At 58.5% G+C, this 17,509-nt stretch carries 18 protein-coding genes; 12 read left to right on the forward strand and 6 right to left on the reverse strand.

Translation table 11 applies throughout. The annotated features are described in order from the left end of the window. Positions 1 to 2: 2 nt before the first annotated feature. Positions 3 to 1,163, reverse strand: a complete 1,161-nt coding sequence (gene metB, locus AB3U87_RS17550) for a cystathionine gamma-synthase (protein ID WP_301252494.1) — start codon at positions 1,161 to 1,163, stop codon at positions 3 to 5. A gap of 244 nt (positions 1,164 to 1,407) precedes the next feature. On the opposite strand from metB, the gene metJ reads away from it, so the two are divergent. Beyond that, entirely contained in the window at positions 1,408 to 1,725 is a 318-nt protein-coding gene (metJ, locus tag AB3U87_RS17555) for a met regulon transcriptional regulator MetJ (RefSeq protein ID WP_125290568.1), read from the forward strand. An 84-nt stretch (positions 1,726 to 1,809) separates the two neighbouring features. On the opposite strand, the gene rpmE is transcribed toward metJ, so the two are convergent. Next, positions 1,810 to 2,022, reverse strand: a complete 213-nt coding sequence (gene rpmE / locus AB3U87_RS17560; protein ID WP_024966154.1) for a 50S ribosomal protein L31 — start codon at positions 2,020 to 2,022, stop codon at positions 1,810 to 1,812. A gap of 215 nt (positions 2,023 to 2,237) precedes the next feature. Between rpmE and priA the strand changes: the two genes are divergently transcribed. From priA to rraA, 7 genes are all read left to right on the forward strand, one after another. Beyond that, positions 2,238 to 4,436 (forward strand): primosomal protein N', encoded by a 2,199-nt coding sequence (gene priA, locus AB3U87_RS17565; RefSeq protein ID WP_253457105.1) that lies wholly within the window; start codon positions 2,238 to 2,240, stop codon positions 4,434 to 4,436. A gap of 198 nt (positions 4,437 to 4,634) precedes the next feature. Then, positions 4,635 to 5,672, forward strand: a complete 1,038-nt coding sequence (gene cytR, locus AB3U87_RS17570; protein ID WP_253457102.1) for a DNA-binding transcriptional regulator CytR — start codon at positions 4,635 to 4,637, stop codon at positions 5,670 to 5,672. 159 nt (positions 5,673 to 5,831) lie between these two features. Next, positions 5,832 to 6,806, forward strand: coding sequence for a cell division protein FtsN (gene ftsN / locus AB3U87_RS17575; protein ID WP_301252492.1), 975 nt, complete (start codon positions 5,832 to 5,834; stop codon positions 6,804 to 6,806). A 90-nt stretch (positions 6,807 to 6,896) separates the two neighbouring features. Further along, positions 6,897 to 7,427 (forward strand): ATP-dependent protease subunit HslV, encoded by a 531-nt coding sequence (gene hslV / locus AB3U87_RS17580; RefSeq protein WP_012439891.1) that lies wholly within the window; start codon positions 6,897 to 6,899, stop codon positions 7,425 to 7,427. 11 nt (positions 7,428 to 7,438) lie between these two features. Further along, positions 7,439 to 8,770 (forward strand): HslU--HslV peptidase ATPase subunit, encoded by a 1,332-nt coding sequence (gene hslU / locus AB3U87_RS17585; protein ID WP_125290572.1) that lies wholly within the window; start codon positions 7,439 to 7,441, stop codon positions 8,768 to 8,770. A gap of 172 nt (positions 8,771 to 8,942) precedes the next feature. After that, entirely contained in the window at positions 8,943 to 9,872 is a 930-nt protein-coding gene (locus AB3U87_RS17590; RefSeq protein WP_253457096.1) for a 1,4-dihydroxy-2-naphthoate polyprenyltransferase, read from the forward strand. Positions 9,873 to 9,978: 106 nt separating this feature from the next. Next, a complete protein-coding gene (rraA, locus tag AB3U87_RS17595) occupies positions 9,979 to 10,464 on the forward strand; it encodes a ribonuclease E activity regulator RraA (RefSeq protein WP_253457093.1) in 486 nt (161 codons plus the stop codon). Between the two features lie 96 nt (positions 10,465 to 10,560). Here rraA and zapB read toward each other — a convergent pair whose 3' ends face one another. Continuing rightward, positions 10,561 to 10,800 carry a cell division protein ZapB gene (gene zapB / locus AB3U87_RS17600; RefSeq protein WP_125290575.1) on the reverse strand — a complete coding sequence of 80 codons (240 nt, stop codon included), beginning with the start codon at positions 10,798 to 10,800 and terminating at the stop codon, positions 10,561 to 10,563. Beyond that, complete coding sequence (locus tag AB3U87_RS17605; protein WP_253457091.1) at positions 10,790 to 11,248, reverse strand: hypothetical protein; 459 nt, start codon at positions 11,246 to 11,248, stop codon at positions 10,790 to 10,792. Before AB3U87_RS17605 ends, zapB begins: the two co-directional genes overlap by 11 nt. Between AB3U87_RS17605 and AB3U87_RS17610 the strand changes: the two genes are divergently transcribed. From AB3U87_RS17610 to glpX, 3 genes are all read left to right on the forward strand, one after another. Continuing rightward, complete coding sequence (locus AB3U87_RS17610) at positions 11,247 to 12,089, forward strand: MIP/aquaporin family protein (protein ID WP_301252485.1); 843 nt, start codon at positions 11,247 to 11,249, stop codon at positions 12,087 to 12,089. The two genes, AB3U87_RS17605 and AB3U87_RS17610, sit on opposite strands and share 2 nt — an antisense overlap. A 31-nt stretch (positions 12,090 to 12,120) precedes the next feature. Continuing rightward, positions 12,121 to 13,632, forward strand: a complete 1,512-nt coding sequence (glpK, locus tag AB3U87_RS17615) for a glycerol kinase GlpK (protein ID WP_253457085.1) — start codon at positions 12,121 to 12,123, stop codon at positions 13,630 to 13,632. Between the two features lie 145 nt (positions 13,633 to 13,777). Next, positions 13,778 to 14,788 carry a class II fructose-bisphosphatase gene (gene glpX / locus AB3U87_RS17620; RefSeq protein WP_253457082.1) on the forward strand — a complete coding sequence of 337 codons (1,011 nt, stop codon included), beginning with the start codon at positions 13,778 to 13,780 and terminating at the stop codon, positions 14,786 to 14,788. A 29-nt stretch (positions 14,789 to 14,817) separates the two neighbouring features. Here the strand turns inward: glpX and emrD are convergent, their stop codons facing one another. After that, a complete protein-coding gene (gene emrD, locus AB3U87_RS17625; RefSeq protein ID WP_394149924.1) occupies positions 14,818 to 15,996 on the reverse strand; it encodes a multidrug efflux MFS transporter EmrD in 1,179 nt (392 codons plus the stop codon). A 280-nt stretch (positions 15,997 to 16,276) separates the two neighbouring features. Between emrD and fpr the strand changes: the two genes are divergently transcribed. Further along, positions 16,277 to 17,023 carry a ferredoxin--NADP(+) reductase gene (fpr, locus tag AB3U87_RS17630; RefSeq protein ID WP_253457076.1) on the forward strand — a complete coding sequence of 249 codons (747 nt, stop codon included), beginning with the start codon at positions 16,277 to 16,279 and terminating at the stop codon, positions 17,021 to 17,023. Here fpr and AB3U87_RS17635 read toward each other — a convergent pair. Continuing rightward, entirely contained in the window at positions 17,014 to 17,457 is a 444-nt protein-coding gene (locus AB3U87_RS17635; RefSeq protein ID WP_253457073.1) for a DUF805 domain-containing protein, read from the reverse strand. The genes fpr and AB3U87_RS17635 overlap by 10 nt on opposite strands. Positions 17,458 to 17,509 lie beyond the last annotated feature (52 nt).

A 17,509-nucleotide genomic window follows, 5' to 3' on the forward strand; every position in this document is an offset into this window, starting at 1 on the left:
GCTTACCTCTTAGCCGCTATCCGGAATGCATTATCCAGATCGGCAATTAAATCTTCGTGATCTTCAATCCCTACGGAAACCCGCAGCAGCGTTTCCGAAATACCTGCCGCCGCGCGCGCCTCTGCCGACATGCCCGCATGGGTCATGGTAGCAGTATGGGAGATCAGGCTTTCCACGCCGCCCAGCGATTCGGCCAGCGTGAACAGTTCCAGCGCCTTCAGGAAACGACGCAGCGTCTGCTCGTCGCCGTTCAGCTCAAAGCTGAGCATCGCGCCGAAGCCTTTCTGCTGGCGGGCGGCAATCTGATGGCCCGCGTTTTCCGGCAGTGAAGGATGATACAGCTTTTTAACCAGCGGCTGCTGTTTCAGATAATCCACGATAGCGAGCGCGTTGCGCTGTGCGGCCGCCATACGTGGCGCCAGCGTGCGCAGGCCGCGCAGCAGTAAATAGCTGTCGAAAGCCGCGCCGGTTACACCGATATTATTCGCCCACCAGGCCAGCTCTTTCACCCGCTCGGGATCTTTGGCAATTACCGCGCCCGCCACCACGTCGGAGTGGCCGTTAAGGTATTTCGTGCAGGAATGGATCACCAGATCGGCGCCCAGCGCCAGCGGGTTTTGCAACGCCGGGCTAAGGAAGGTGTTATCCACCACGCTAACCGCGCCCGCTTCTGCCGCCGCCTTACAGATAGCCTCAATATCCACCACGCGCAGCAGCGGGTTGCTCGGGCTTTCTACCAGCACCAGCTTCGGTTTTTCCGCCAGCGCAGCGTGCAGCGCCGCTTCGTTGCCCTGATCGACAAACTTCACGCGATACGCGCCGCGCTTGCTCAGGCTGTCAAACAGGCGATAGCTGCCGCCATAGCAGTCGTGCGGCGCCACCAGCAGATCGCCGGGCTTCAGGAAGACGGTACAAACCAGGTGGATCGCCGACATGCCGGTATTGGTCATCACCGCACCGGCGCCGCCTTCCAGCTCGGCCAGCGCGCGCTGGACAACATCGCGGGTAGGGTTACCGCGACGTGAGTAGTCATGCGCCCGAGGCTCGTTGAAATCGGTAAAGTTATAGGTGCTGGAGAGGTGGATTGGCGGGACAACGCAGCCATACTGTTCGTCATCATTCAAGCCGCTGCGTACCGCGATGGTTGCCTGTTTACGCGTCATGGTGCATAAATTCCTGCAGGAGAAAGAAAGAAGAGCCACCAGCATAACAGGGAACAGATAGACGTCAATACATCTGGACTTCTAAATGTCTTTGCGTATAGATTGAGCAATCTGTCAATAACCGGTAATATTACCTTTTTGCTCCCTGGAAAAAGTGGGCGCAATACGGTGTGGCGTCGCCCAACTTCGGGCATAATTAGCTGAATTTCGGCACAGTAAATATTAATGATGACTAAGGTAACCCATGGCTGAATGGAATGGCGAATATATCAGCCCTTACGCTGAGCACGGTAAAAAGAGCGAGCAGGTAAAAAAAATTACGGTATCCATCCCGTTAAAAGTTTTAAAAATTCTGACCGACGAGCGTACCCGTCGTCAGGTTAACAACCTGCGTCACGCCACCAACAGCGAGCTGCTGTGTGAAGCGTTTCTGCACGCTTTTACCGGCCAGCCTCTGCCGGATGATGTCGATCTGCGTAAAGAGCGCAGCGACGAAATCCCGGAAGCCGCCAAAGCGATCATGCGGGAAATGGGCGTCGATCCCGATACCTGGGAATATTGAGCGCTTTTTCGCAGATATAAAAAAACCCAGCCGAAGCTGGGTTTTTTATTGCATCCGAAACGGTATCCGCTTCGTGCAGGCGACTTATTTGCTGCCTGGGATGCTGAAACGCTTGTTGAAGCGGTCAACACGACCACCGCTGGCAACGTCACGCTGCTTGCCGGTGTAGAACGGGTGGCATTTGCCGCACACGTCCAGGTTCAGGTCGTGACCCACGGTTGAGCGGGTTTTGATTTCGTTACCGCAAGAACATTTAGCAGTAACTTCAGCGTAATTTGGGTGAATACCTTTTTTCATGGGAAAACCTCAGTTAAGGCCGTGTCGCTCTCCCGTGCCAGGAAAACCCTGCACCGGCACCACACGAAGATTAATAATTCAGGTGATTTGATACCAAAATGCCGTACCAACGGCGGCGAACTATACAGAAAATAACCGCTCGCTGCAATCGAATCCGCACATTCAGGAAGACACAGTGTACACTATCCCGCTCATAATTTCATCCGGATAAATTCATGCCCGTCGTTCAGGTCGCTCTGCCCGTTCCGCTTGCCCGCAACTTTGACTATCTGCTGCCTGCGCATCTGCCTGCGGCGGTGCCGGGCGCGCGCGTCAGCGTGCCGTTTGGCAAGCGCAAAGCGGTCGGCGTGGTGGTGGGGCTTGCGGATACCAGCGACTTTCCCCTCGATCAGCTGAAGCCCGTTTATGAAGTGCTGGACGACGAGTCGCTGTATCCCGCTTCGCTGTGGCGCATTCTGCTGTGGGCGGCGGACTATTATCACTATCCGCTGGGCGAAGTGCTTTTTCACGCCATGCCCGTGCTGCTGCGCCAGGGGAAACCCGCGCGGGAAGCGCCGCTCTGGCAGTGGTTTATCACGGAAACCGGTCGGGAAACCGCCCCGGAAAGCCTGAAGCGCGCGCCGAAACAGCAGCAGGCGCTGGCGGCGCTGCGCCAGCGTAATCTCTATCGCCATGAAATCGGCCAGCACGACATTACCGATGCGACGCTTCAGGCCCTGCGCGCCAAAGGATTATGCGATCTCCAGACGCAGCAGCGCGCGCCGCAGGACTGGCGAACGCATTACGCCGTCAAAGGCGAACGGCTGCGGCTGAACACCGAACAGGCCACGGCGGTCGGCGCTATCCGGGCCGAAGACGACCATTTCGCTGCCTGGCTGCTGGCCGGCATCACCGGCTCCGGCAAAACCGAAGTCTACCTGAGCGTGCTGGAGAACGTGCTGGCCAGCGGCAAGCAGGCGCTGGTGCTGGTGCCGGAAATCGGCCTGACGCCACAAACCATCGCCCGCTTCCGCGAGCGCTTTGACGCGCCGGTAGACGTGCTGCACTCCGCGCTGAACGACAGCGAGCGGCTGGCGGTATGGCTGCGCGCCCGTCAGGGTGAAACGGCCATCGTTATCGGCACCCGCTCGGCGCTGTTCACGCCTTTTGCGCAGCTGGGCGTGATTATTATCGATGAAGAGCACGACAGCTCCTACAAGCAGCAGGAAGGCTGGCGCTATCAGGCGCGCGATCTGGCTGTTTTTCGCGCCCGTCAGGAAGATATCCCGATTGTAATGGGAACCGCCACGCCCGCGCTGGAGACGCTGCACAACGTGCAGATGGGCAAATATCGTCAGCTGAACCTCAGCAAGCGTGCGGGCAACGCGCGTCAGGCGACGCAGCAGCTGATCGACCTGAAAGGCGTGAAGCTTCAGGGCGGCCTGTCGCCGATGCTGATCAAAAAGATAGGGCAGCATCTGCAGGCGGATAATCAGGTGCTGCTGTTTTTAAACCGACGCGGCTTTTCTCCGGCCATGCTCTGCCACGAGTGCGGCTGGATAGCCGAATGCCAGCGCTGCGACCGCTACTACACGCTGCATCAGCACCACCGCCAGCTGCGCTGCCACCACTGCGACAGCCAGCGCCCTATTCCGCACCAGTGCCCGCAGTGCGGCTCGACGCATCTGGTGCCGGTCGGCCTGGGCACCGAACAGCTGGAGCAAAACCTGGGCGAGCTGTTCCCCGGCGTGCCGCTGTCCCGCATCGACCGCGACACCACCAGCCGCAAGGGCGCGCTTGAACAACATCTGGCCGACGTTCATCGTGGCGGCGCCAGGATCCTGGTGGGCACGCAGATGCTGGCAAAAGGCCACCACTTTCCTGACGTGACGCTGGTTTCGCTGCTGGATGTCGACGGCGCGCTGTTTTCCGCCGACTTCCGCTCCGCCGAGCGCTTCGCCCAGCTTTATACCCAGGTGGCCGGACGTGCCGGACGTGCCGGGAAACAGGGCGAAGTGATGCTGCAAACCCATCATCCTGAACATCCCCTTCTGCAAACGCTGCTGCATCAGGGCTACGACGCTTTTGCGCAGCAGGCGCTGGTCGAAAGGAAAACCGTGTTTCTGCCGCCGTTCACCAGCCACGCGCTGTTCCGCTCGGAGGATCACGATAACCAGCAGTCCGCGCTCTTTTTACAGCAGCTGCGCAATCTGCTGGAAGCCAGCCCGCTTAAGGATGAAGCGTTCTGGGTTATGGGCCCGGTGCCGGCGCTTCAGCCTAAACGAGGCGGGCGCTACCGCTGGCAGCTGCTGCTCCAGCATCCTTCCCGCGCGCTGCTGCAGCGGCTGATTAAGGCTACGCTGCCGCTGATGGGCACGCTGCCGCAGTCGCGCAAGGTGAAATGGACGCTGGATGTGGATCCCACCGAAAGCTGAAATGCCAGACGATATCGTCTTCTTGCTGCGAGCCGGCTCGAAAAAAGTCGCACAAGTCACTATTTTTATGCAAATTAAGTAACGCAATTGATTAGCATTGGTTAATTTCACGGTGAGGGTCGGCTATAACGCTGACAAAAAGCCTTTTATTTCCGGCCGACGCCGGGCAGTCAACCGGCCGGTATGAGGAGAACAGCGTTGGAGCACAAGCCAGAAACCGTGGGCGCCACGATGAAAGACGTGGCGGAAAAAGCGGGCGTATCGACGGCGACCGTTTCCCGCGCCCTGATGAGTCCGGAAAAGGTTTCTGCCGCCACGCGCCAAAAAGTCGACGAGGCGGTGATTGCCGTTGGCTATTCGCCTCATGCCATGGTGCGCCATCCGCGACGCAGCGAGTCCCGCACAATCCTGGTGATAGTGCCCGACATTTGCGACCCCTTTTTCAGCGAAATTATTCGCGGGGTGGAATCGGTGGCGGCCGAAGAAGGCTATCTGGTGCTGATTGGCGACTGCGCGCACCAAAACCGTCAGGAGAGCGCTTTCCTGAATCTGGTGATGACCCGACAGATTGACGGCATGGTGCTGCTGGGGTCGCAGGTGCCTTTTGAAACCGGGCCGGAAGAGCAGCGCAGCCTGCCGCCGATGGTGATGGCCAATGAATTCGCGCCCGATCTGGCGCTGCCGACCGTGCACATTGATAACCTGACGGCGGCGTTCGAGGCGGTGAACCATCTGCTTAAGCTGGGCCACGAGCGTATCGCCTGCGTCGCCGGGCCGCAGGAGATGCCGCTGTGTCAGTATCGCCTGCAGGGCTATATTCAGGCGCTGCAACGCAACGGCATCAGGCTGGATCCGCGCTATATCGTGCGCGGCGATTTCACGTTTGACGCCGGCAGCCGCGCGCTGAAGCAGCTAATGCGGCTGCCGCAGCCGCCGGACGCCCTGTTCTGCCACAGCGATATCATGGCGCTGGGCGCGATGGCGCAGGCGAAAATAATGGGGCTGCGCGTGCCGAAAGATCTGTCGCTGATTGGTTTTGATGATATCGAACTGTCGCGCTACAGCGATCCTCAGCTGACTACCATTGCCCAGCCGCGATTCAACATCGGCCGCGAGGCGATGAATCTGCTGCTGGAACAGCTACAGGGCAAGCTGGTAAACAGCGGTTCCCGGCTGCTGGATTTTGAAATAAAAATTCGCGGCAGCACGGCGCCCGCGCTGCGGCAAAAAGCGTAGCGCGAACAAAATTTTTCCTTTTGGGCAACAAAACCGAGATTCAGCAGATTCTTAATCGTATCCCTGCTGGTCAAACTTCCGGCCCTTGAGTAACATGGCGAGCTGCAGGCCAGCGCGCTGGCCCGACCTTACTCTTCATTGATTATTAGCGGAACGATAGTGGCACAAAAAGATTACGTAGGCCGCGGGCGTTCGACAGGGACGCGTCGCAAAAAGAGCAACGGCCGCGGCGGCAGTAAAAAGCGCAGCAGCGGATCGGGTGTATCAAAGATCATGGTAGGTCTGGCCGTCGCGGTACTGGTGACGTTTGTCGGTGGCTTATGGTTTATCGCCCATCATAAAAAAGAGGAAGAGGCGCCGGTCATCCCGGATCACAAAGCAGCCGGCAACGGTTTGCCGCCCAAGCCAGAAGAGCGCTGGCGCTACATTAAAGAGCTGGAGAACCGTCAAATCACCGTGCCGACACCCGTCGAGCCTTCGGCAGGCGGTGAAGTGCATTCGCCTACGCAACTGACCGACGAACAGCGCCAGCTGCTGGAGCAGATGCAGGCCGATATGCGCCAGCAGCCTACCCAGCTGAACGAAGTGCCGTGGAACGAGCAGACGCCAGCCCAACGCCAGCAAACGCTACAGCGCCAGCAGCAGCAGACGCAGCTGCAACAGCAGTCGCGCCAGCCGCAGAACGCCTATTCATCAGAACCTCAGCCTTCTCGTCAGGTACAGACGCAGCCACAGATCCAGCCGCGTCAGGTTCAAACGCAGCCGCAGGTACAGCCATCGCGTCAGCAGCCGGCACAGCAGCAGCACATGCTGCCGCAGCACAGCCAGCAGCCGACGGTAGCTCAGGAGCCTGTCCGCCAGCCGCAGCCGAAAACCGAGAAGCCAAAAGAAGTCGAAAAAGAGAAGACGCAGCGCTGGATGGTGCAGTGCGGCTCGTTCAAAGGCAGCGACCAGGCGGAATCCGTACGCGCCTCGCTGGCGTTTGAAGGCTTTGAAAGCAAAATCACCAGCGGCGGCGGCTGGAATCGCGTGATCGTCGGCCCTTACAACAGCCGCACCGCCGCCGACAGCACGCTGAAACGCCTGCGCGGCAACGGCCATTCAAATTGTATTCCTGTCTCTTTGGGGGGTTGAAACCTTCCAGATTCCCCCCATATCTGATCGCATCATTGCCCCGCAGTAGGCCTGCGGGGAGATCTTTCGACTGTAACAAGGGGTCTGCCCGTGACAACAATTGTAAGTGTACGACGCAACGGCCAGGTAGTAATTGGCGGTGATGGCCAGGCTACGCTCGGCAACACCGTAATGAAAGGCAACGTCAAAAAAGTGCGTCGTCTTTATAATGACAAGGTCATTGCTGGTTTTGCCGGTGGCACAGCAGATGCCTTTACGCTGTTTGAGCTGTTCGAACGCAAGCTGGAGATGCATCAGGGCCATCTGGTGAAGGCGGCGGTCGAGCTGGCCAAAGACTGGCGTACCGATCGGATGCTGCGCAAGCTGGAAGCCCTGCTGGCCGTAGCTGACGAAAACGCCTCGCTGATCATCACCGGCAACGGCGACGTGATCCAGCCGGAAAACGATCTGATCGCCATCGGTTCTGGCGGCCCGTACGCACAGGCTGCCGCTCGTGCGCTGCTGGAAAACACCGACATTGGCGCGCGCGACATCGTGGAAAAAGCGCTGGGTATTGCAGGCGATATCTGCATCTATACCAACCACAATCTTACTATCGAAGAATTATCGTCTAAAGCGTAAGGACCCTGATTATGTCTGAAATGACCCCGCGCGAAATCGTCAGCGAACTGGACAGATTTATTATCGGCCAGGACGGCGCCAAGCGCGCTGTTGCCATCGCCCTGCGCAACCGCTGGCGCCGTATGCAGCTCGACGAAGAGCTGCGCCACGAAGTGACGCCTAAAAATATTCTGATGATTGGCCCGACCGGCGTAGGTAAAACCGAAATCGCCCGTCGCCTGGCCAAGCTGGCGAATGCGCCTTTTATTAAGGTGGAAGCGACTAAGTTCACCGAAGTGGGCTATGTAGGTAAAGAAGTGGATTCTATCATCCGCGATCTGACCGATTCCGCGATCAAAATGGTGCGCTCGCAGGCGATTGAGAAAAACCGCTATCGCGCCGAAGAGATGGCCGAAGAACGCATTCTCGACGTGCTGATCCCACCGGCGAAAAACAACTGGGGCCAGCCGGAAGCCGCTGCCGAGCCGTCTGCTGCCCGCCAGTCTTTCCGCAAAAAGCTGCGCGAAGGCCAGCTGGACGATAAAGAGATCGAAATCGATCTGGCCGCCGCGCCAATGGGTGTCGAGATCATGGCGCCTCCGGGTATGGAAGAGATGACCAGCCAGCTGCAGTCGATGTTCCAGAACATCGGCGGCCAGAAGCAGAAGCCGCGTAAGCTGCCGATCAAAGAAGCGATGAAGCTGCTGATCGAGGAAGAAGCCGCCAAACTGGTCAATCCGGAAGAGTTAAAGCAGGAAGCGATCGACGCGGTCGAGCAGCACGGCATCGTGTTTATCGACGAAATCGACAAGGTCTGTAAGCGTGGCGAAAGCTCCGGCCCGGACGTTTCCCGCGAAGGCGTACAGCGCGACCTGCTGCCGCTGGTGGAAGGCTGCACCGTTTCCACCAAGCACGGTATGGTGAAAACCGACCACATTCTGTTTATCGCTTCCGGCGCGTTCCAGGTCGCCAGCCCTTCCGATCTGATCCCGGAACTGCAGGGTCGTCTGCCGATCCGCGTTGAGCTACAGGCGCTGACCACGCACGACTTTGAGCGCATCCTGACCGAGCCAAGCGCGTCCGTCACTGTGCAGTACAAGGCGCTGATGAAGACCGAAGGCGTGGATATCCACTTTACGGAAGACGGCATCAGCCGCATCGCTGCCGCAGCCTGGCAGGTGAACGAAACCGCTGAGAACATCGGCGCGCGTCGTCTGCATACCGTGCTGGAGCGCCTGATGGAAGAGATTTCCTACGACGCCAGCGACCGCAACGGCGAGTCGATCACCATCGATGCCGATTACGTTGGTAAACATCTGGACGAGCTGGTAGCGGACGAAGATCTCAGCCGCTTTATTCTGTAATCTTCCACGCTCGCGCCTTTTTAAACCCCGTCGCTTACGCGCGGGGTTTTTCTTTGTCCGCCGCCTCTGCTTTCCCGCCCAATTCCTGACGTGGATTAATTCTCCGCGTGCAGACAGCCAGTAAACTGGTCGCTTTCCGGCATTCATCCTCTTTCAGCAAAGGCCCAGCCTGATGAGCGACAATATCTCTGCAGTTCCGGCTTTTACCTCTTTCCGCGCATGGCTGGAAAGCCTGCGCTTACGTACGCTGCCTTTAGCCTGCGCGTCAGTGATTACCGGCTCGGCGCTGGCCTGGCGTGAGGGACATTTCGATCCGGCCGTCGCGCTGCTGACGCTGCTGACCACGGCGCTGCTGCAAATTTTGTCCAATCTGGCCAACGACTATGGCGATGCGGTAAAAGGCAGCGACAAGCCCGATCGCCTCGGCCCGCTACGCGGCATGCAGAAAGGGCTGATCGGCCTGAAGCAGATGCGCTTTGCGCTGACGCTGACGGTCGCGCTGACGCTGATCGCAGGCGTAACGCTGGTGGTGCGCGCCTGTCAGAGCCCCGGCGATATGCTGGGCTTTCTGGCGCTGGGCGCGCTGGCCATCGTCGCCGCCATCGCCTATACGGTAGGGAAAAAACCTTACGGCTATCTTGGGCTGGGCGATCTTTCCGTGCTGGTTTTCTTTGGCTGGCTGGGCGTGGTGGGCAGCTTTTATCTGCAAACGCACGGCCTGCATCTGTTGGCTTTTCTGCCCGCGACCGGCTGCGGCCTGCTGGCGGTCGCCGTGCTCAACGTCAATAACATGCGCGATATCGACAGCGATCGGCGGAACGGTAAATTCACCCTGGCCGTACGGCTCGGCGCCTGTAACGCGCGCTATTACCATGCCATGCTGCTTTCCGGCGCGCTGTTTTGCTTTGGCCTGTATGCCAAACTGGCGATGCTGGACGCGTCGGGCTGGCTGTTTTTGCTCAGCGCGCCGCTGTTGTTCGGCCAGGCACGCTTTGTTATCAAACATACCGCCGCCGCCGCTATGCGGCCCGTGCTGGAGAAAACGGTAAAAGCGACGCTGCTGGTTAATCTGCTTTTCGCCATTGGTCTGGCGATGAACTAATCGCGATGTCCCTGACCTGCCGCAATTTTTAACAACTGATGATTTTGCCAACAACCGCCAGAAAGCGATATACTTAGTCTCCCTGTGGCGAACAGATGAACCCCTTATGAAATACGATACTTCCGAACTCTGCGACATCTATCATGAAGATGTGAACGTGGTTGAACCGCTCTTTTCAAACTTTGGTGGCCGCACCTCGTTTGGCGGGCAAATCACCACGGTGAAATGTTTTGAAGATAACGGGCTTCTGTATGATCTGCTGGAAGAAAACGGACGCGGGCGCGTGCTGCTGGTAGACGGCGGCGGCTCTGTACGGCGCGCGCTGGTCGATGCGGCGCTGGCTCGCCTGGCGTTGCAAAACGAATGGGAAGGGTTGGTGGTCTACGGCTCCGTGCGTCAGGTAGACGACCTGGAAGAGCTGGATATCGGCATTCAGGCGATTGCGGCTATCCCGGCTGGCGCCGCTGGCGAAGGCATTGGCGAAAGCGACGTGCGCGTCAATTTTGGCGGCGTGACCTTCTTTTCAGGCGACCATCTTTATGCCGATAATACCGGTATTATCCTTTCCGAAGATCCGCTGGATATCGAATAGCACACCTTATCCTTCCAGAAGATCCACCGGCTGGCATATAGCAAAAACGGGTGCTGACTGGCACCCGTTCTTTTACCGCCTGCCGTCAAACCTGACTCAGACTTCTTCCATTTTTCCCAACAGCGCACGCAGACGCTCCTGCCAGACATGCTGCTCCTCTTTCAGGTGCTGGTTTTCACGCACCAGGGATTCGCTGTTGCCCGCGGCCTGCTGAACCTGCTGATTCAGGTTGTTGTTCTGCTCTTTCAGCTCTTCAATTTCCATCTGCAGCAGCGTGATAGTATCAATCGCCTGCTGTACTTTTGCTTCCAGTTTCTCGAACACTTCAAATGACATCGTAAATGACCTCTCCTAATCGCAAGGCGTTGATGTTGCAGACGCGGCGCGATCGACACTGGCCGACCCGCTGCGGCTCACAACGATGTTCCGATTGTATGTAGAGCGGCCCGCCAAGTCCAGCAACGAACCTGCTACGGCGCAGAGAGCCGCGTTTTTCAGCGCAGACCTGGTGTTTGTAACATTTACCCGCGATCCCTGCGCGGGTATTGTTAACAAATTGCAACATGAAATGGAAAACGAAAGCCAAAAGCCGCAGGAAAATTCCGTTAAAAGACGCGAAAACGCTCATTTTTTTGAAGCAGCACACAACTTTTGATTTCGCTATTTCTCGTTTATGCTCGTTAACGATAAATTCACAACAACCCCACACAAGATTGGGGCGACTCAGGGAAAGAGAAAAAAAAGCCGTACACCATTTAACCTCGCCTTCAGGAACCAACATCATGAGCCAGACAACCACCACCCTTAAAGGGCAGTGCATCGCCGAGTTTCTCGGCGTCGGCACGATTATTTTCTTTGGTGCCGGCTGCGTCGCGGCGGCAAAGGTAGCAGGCGCGGTACTCGGCCTGTGGGAAATCAGCATCATCTGGGGGATCGCCGTTGCCATGGCGGTTTACCTGAGCGCGGCCATTTCCGGGGCGCATTTGAACCCGGCCGTGACCCTGGCGCTTTGCCTGTTTGGCAACTTCGAAGGCCGTAAAGTTATTCCTTATATTGTGGCGCAGGTGGCAGGCGCCTTCTGCTCCGCCGCGCTGGTTTATGCGCTCTACCATAACCTGTTTCTGGACTACGAGCAGACGCACCATATGGTGCGCGGCAGCGTCGAGAGCCTGGATTTGGCCGGTATTTTCTCTACCTACCCTAATCCGCATATCAGCGTTGGCCAGGCTTTCCTGGTTGAAGCCGTGATCACTGCCGTGATGATGGGGCTGATTATGGCGCTGACCGACGACGGCAACGGCCTGCCGCGCGGCCCGATGGCTCCGCTGCTGATCGGCCTGCTTATCGCGGTTATCGGCGGTGCAATGGGTCCGTTGACCGGCTTCGCCCTGAACCCGGCCCGTGATTTCGGACCCAAGATCTTTGCCTGGCTGGCCGGTTGGGGTAACGTTGCTTTCACCGGCGCCCGCGATATTCCTTATTTCCTCGTGCCAATTTTTGGCCCGATTGTTGGCGCCTGCGTGGGTGCATTCGGCTACCGCTCTTTGATCGCCCGTAACCTGCCTGGCGCAGCTGCGGTAAAGAAGCCAGAGACGATAGCGCGTGCTGAACAGCGTAAAGCGTAAGTGCTAACCCTTTACACATCAGGAAGGATTTATGACTACAGATAAAAAATATATCGTCGCGCTGGATCAGGGCACAACCAGCTCCCGCGCCGTGGTGCTGGATCACGACTCCAACATTGTTGCGGTTTCCCAGCGCGAATTTCAGCAAATTTATCCTAAGACCGGCTGGGTCGAACACGATCCGATGGACATCTGGGCGTCGCAAAGCTCCACGCTGGTGGAAGTGCTGGCCCACGCCGATATCCGTTCGGACGAGATAGCCGCCATTGGCATCACCAACCAGCGTGAAACCGCTATCGTCTGGGACAAAGAGACCGGCAAGCCGATCTATAACGCTATCGTCTGGCAGGATCCGCGCACCGCCGACTACTGCGCCCGACTGAAAAAAGAGGGGCTGGAAGAGTATATTCAGCACACTACCGGGCTGGTGATTAACCCTTACTTCTCCGGCACCAAGGTTAAATGGATCCTGGATCACGTTGAAGGCTCGCGCGAGCGGGCAAAGCGCGGCGAGCTGCTGTTCGGCACCGTCGATTCCTGGCTGGTATGGAAAATGACGCAGGGACGGGTGCACATCACCGATTACACCAACGCCTCGCGTACCATGATGTTCAACATCCACAAGCTGGAGTGGGATCAGCGCATGCTGGATATCCTGGATATCCCGCGTGAAATGCTGCCGGAAGTGAAGTCTTCTTCCGAAGTCTACGGCCAGACCAATATCGGCGGTAAAGGCGGCACGCGTATCCCTATCGCCGGTATCGCGGGCGACCAGCAGGCGGCGCTGTATGGCCAGCTTTGCGTTCAGCCGGGCATGGCGAAAAACACCTACGGTACCGGCTGCTTTATGCTGATGAACACGGGCACGGAAGCGGTCACCTCCACTAACGGCCTGCTGACCACTATCGCCTGCGGCCCGCGCGGCGAAGTCAACTATGCGCTGGAAGGCGCGGTATTTATCGGCGGCGCGTCTATCCAGTGGCTGCGTGACGAGATGAAGCTAATCGGTGACGCCACCGATTCCGAATACTTCGCCACCAAGGTGAAAGACAGCAACGGCGTGTATATGGTGCCGGCCTTTACCGGCCTGGGCGCGCCTTACTGGGACCCGTATGCGCGCGGCGCTATCTTCGGCCTGACGCGCGGCGCGAACGCGAACCATATTATTCGCGCCACGCTGGAATCTATCGCCTTCCAGACCCGCGACGTGCTGGAAGCCATGCAGAATGACTCCAACACCCGCCTGCAGTCTCTGCGTGTCGATGGCGGCGCGGTAGCCAACAACTTCCTGATGCAGTTCCAGTCCGATATCCTGGGCACCCGCGTCGAACGCCCGGAAGTATTGGAAGTAACCGCGCTGGGTTCCGCCTATCTGGCGGGGCTGGCGGTCGGCTTCTGGAAAGATTTGGATGAAGTCCGTGCCAAGGCCGTCATTGAACGCGAATTCCGTCCGAGCATCGAAACCACCGAGCGTAACTATCGTTATGCAGGCTGGAAGAAAGCCGTTTCCCGCGCTCAGGCATGGGAAGATCACGAAGAGTAACGTCTTCTCGCCCGCAGTCGCCACGGCTGCGGGCATCTGTTCCGCCCCTCCTCCCTGATGTTCAGAACCCGGCGATAAGAATGCTGGCGTTTTTCCTCCCCGCCATGCCAGACTTCCTGCTTCATTACTTTGCGTAAGGCCCATTATGAAACGAGAACTCGCTATTGAATTTTCACGCGTAACGGAAGCGGCAGCGCTGGCTGGCTATAAATGGCTGGGGCGCGGCGACAAGAACGCGGCCGACGGCGCTGCGGTGCACGCCATGCGTATCATGCTGAATAAAGTCGATATCGATGGGCAAATCGTCATCGGCGAAGGCGAGATCGACGAAGCACCGATGCTGTACATTGGCGAAAAAGTGGGTAGCGGCCAGGGCGATGCGGTGGATATCGCGGTCGATCCTATTGAAGGCACGCGCATGACCGCCATGGGCCAGGCCAACGCGCTGGCCGTGCTGGCCGTTGGCGATAAAGGCACCTTTCTGAACGCGCCCGATATGTATATGGAAAAGCTGGCGGTTGGCCCTGGCGCGAAAGGCGCTATCGATCTGGCGTTGCCGCTGGCGGAAAACCTGCGAAATATCGCGCGGGCGCTGCAAAAACCGCTGACGGAGCTGACCGTCACCGTTCTTGCCAAGCCGCGCCATGACGGCGTGATTGCCGAGATGCAGCAGCTGGGCGTGCGAATTTTTGCCTTTCCCGACGGCGACGTGGCCGCCTCTATCCTGACCTGTATGCCGGACAGCGAAGTGGACGTGCTGTATGGCATCGGCGGCGCACCGGAAGGCGTGGTTTCGGCGGCGGTGATCCGCGCGCTGGATGGTGATATGCAGGGACGCCTGCTGCCGCGTCACGCGGTCAAAGGCGATACGCCGGAAAACCGCGCGCTGGGTGAACAGGAGCTGCAACGCTGTCGGGCAATGGGTATTGAAGCCGGAAAGGTGCTGGCGCTGGCCGACATGGCGCGCAACGATAACGTTATTTTCTCCGCAACCGGCATCACCAGCGGCGATCTGCTGAAAGGCATTACGCGCCAGGGCAACGTCGCCACCACCGAAACGCTGCTGGTGCGCGGCAAATCGCGCACTATCCGCCGCATCCAGTCCATTCACTATCTGGATCGTAAGGACGCGAGCCTGCATCAATATATTCTGTAGGATGTTTACGGGCCGTTTGGCCCGTTACTTCATACCGCGTGCATCTCCGGCCTTTTCGACAAGGGTAGCCAGCACAGCAGGATCAGCAGCGCCATGGCGAACATCAGCATTCCCAGGCTGAACTGGCCGTTCTGCGGCAGCAGCGCCGACAGCCAGGCCGCCAGGCCCGATCCCAGGTTTTGCAGGCCGCCCAGCAGCGCGCCCGCCGTACCGGCCATATAGGGCCACGGCTCCATGGCGCCCGTGGTCGCCAGGGGAAACAGCATGCCCGCGCCGAAGAAAAACAGCGCGGCAGGCGCCACCAGCGTCCAGATGGTCATCACGCCGAACCAGGCCGGGATCCACATCAGCGCGCCAGCCAGCAGGCAGCTATTGACCGACCACCACATCAGCTGCTGAAAAGGCTTATTGTCGCGACCGGCAAACCACGCGCCGAAAAACGCCGCCGGGATCGGCAGAATAAACAGCAGGCTGACCGTGAGGCTGTTGAGTCCCAGCACGCCGCCCATCAGCACGCCGCAGCTGGCTTCAAACACGGCGATGCCGCCCAGCGCGCCCATCAGCATAATCAGATAGCGCACAAAGGTGCTGTCAGCCAGCAGCGGCTTATAGCGTGAAAAAAGCGCGCGTTTTTCCAACGGCGCGGGACGCGTTTCCGGCAGCCAGCGCAGCATTGCCGTGCCCACGCCCAGGCAGAGCAGCAGCAGAAAAATAAAGCAGGCGTGCCAGCCAAACAGATGAGTCAGCAGCGCGCCAATCACCGGCGCAACCAGCGGACTGACCAGAATGCCCATATTCAGCAGGCTGTTGGCCTGCCGCAGCACGCCGCCCGCATACAGATCGCGCGGCATGGTGCGAGCCATCACGCCCGCCACGCCCGTTCCCAGTCCCTGAATGGCGCTGCCCAGCACCAGCAGATCGAAGGTCGGCGCGCCGAGCGCGACCAGTGAACCGATCATAAAAATAGTTAATCCGCCCAGGATAACCGGACGCCGCCCGATATTATCCGACAGCGGGCCATACAGCAGCTGCGAGCCGCCGTAGGTCATCAGATACGCGGCCATCACGCGCTGCACCACGCCGTCGCGCACGCCAAAATCCTGCGCGATGGTCGCCATCGCCGGAACATAAATGGTTTGCGCCATCTGTCCGACGGCCACCAGCGCGATCAGCATCACCAGCAAATGCCCGTTTGCAATTTTCTTCATTTTATCAGCACAATTTATCGGCTAAATCGCCATTAAACAGGACGATTGGCCAGGAAGGGTTTTCGATAGCGAGGAAAATATCAGGAACGCATGACAAAGCGAGAGGGCAAGGAAAAATGGTCTTTAATTAAGTGTCAGCAAAAGCGTTCAGCGGCGTAAATGAAACTGTACGTCGGATGCCGGATTTGTCGATATGAGCTTTGCGCAACACGGAGGCTGGCAAAAAAGCCGTTCCGTAGCGAAGATAGGCTATTCAACCGTTTTGACTAAGGAGCGCACTATGGCCGAGTGGGTCAACGCCACAGTACAGCAGGTGCAGGACTGGACTGAGAGCCTGTTCAGCATTACCGTCACCGCGCCCATCGATCCCTTTATTGCCGGACAGTTCGCCAAGCTGGCGCTGGAAGTCGACGGCGAACGCGTGCAGCGCGCCTACTCTTTTGTGAACGCCCCCAGCAACGCCAACCTGGAGTTCTACCTGGTGACGGTGCCGGAAGGCAAATTAAGCCCGCGACTTCATGCATTGCAGCCGGGCCAGAAGCTGATGATCACCAAAGAATCCGCCGGTTTTTTTGTGATAGATGAAATCCCCGAGTGCAAAACGCTGTGGATGCTGGCGACCGGGACGGCTATCGGCCCCTATCTTTCTATCCTGCAGGAAGGCAAAGGGCTGGCGCGTTTTGAGCATATCGTTCTCGTCCATGCCGTCCGCTACGCGCAGGACCTGAGCTATCTGCCGCTGATGCAGGCGCTGGAGCAGCGCTATCAGGGACAGCTACGTATTCAGACGGTGGTCAGCCGTGAAGCAGCTGAAGGCTCGCTGACCGGCCGCGTGCCCGCGCTGATAGAGCGTGGCGAGCTGGAAGCCGCCGTCGGGCTGCCCATGACGGCAGAAGAGAGCCATATCATGCTGTGCGGCAACCCGCAGATGGTCAGAGACACCCAGCAGCTGCTGAAAGAGACGCGCGACATGCGCAAGCACCTGAAACGTAAGCCTGGCCATATCACCAGCGAACACTACTGGTAATCGGGCGTCCGACGACCAAAATAGTTCACCTGCAACGTCGTTTTGCCGAAGCGGTTGGCGCCTTTGCTGCCGCTGAAGACGCCCAGCTCCAGGCTCATGGTCACCAGGATCAGCGTGGGAATAAAGCGCCCCAGCGTCCACTGCCAGCTGGCTGGCAGCGCCGACCAGTTCCCTGCCAGCAGCATCCACGCCACGATCAGCAGCAAAGCCCAGGCGGCCGATTTGTTACGGTCGTGCAGACGTTTCACCACCACGGCGCTGGACGGCCACAGCAGGCTGACCACGCAGAAGGCGGCGGTCTGCGTGCTGATCCAGCCTCGCGCGGCCAGGGTAAACAGCACGGTCAGCAGCACCAGCCACAGCGTCAGCCAAATCCACAGATCGCGCCGCCCCAGCCTGCCACGCCAGGAAAAACACCACGCTTGTAAGGTCATTTTTTCTTCCTCAGAACAGCGTCAGGCTTTGACTTTGCCGGTCATTGTCCGT

This window comes from Erwinia plantamica, assembly GCF_043420595.1.
Lineage (GTDB): Bacteria > Pseudomonadota > Gammaproteobacteria > Enterobacterales > Enterobacteriaceae > Erwinia > Erwinia aeris.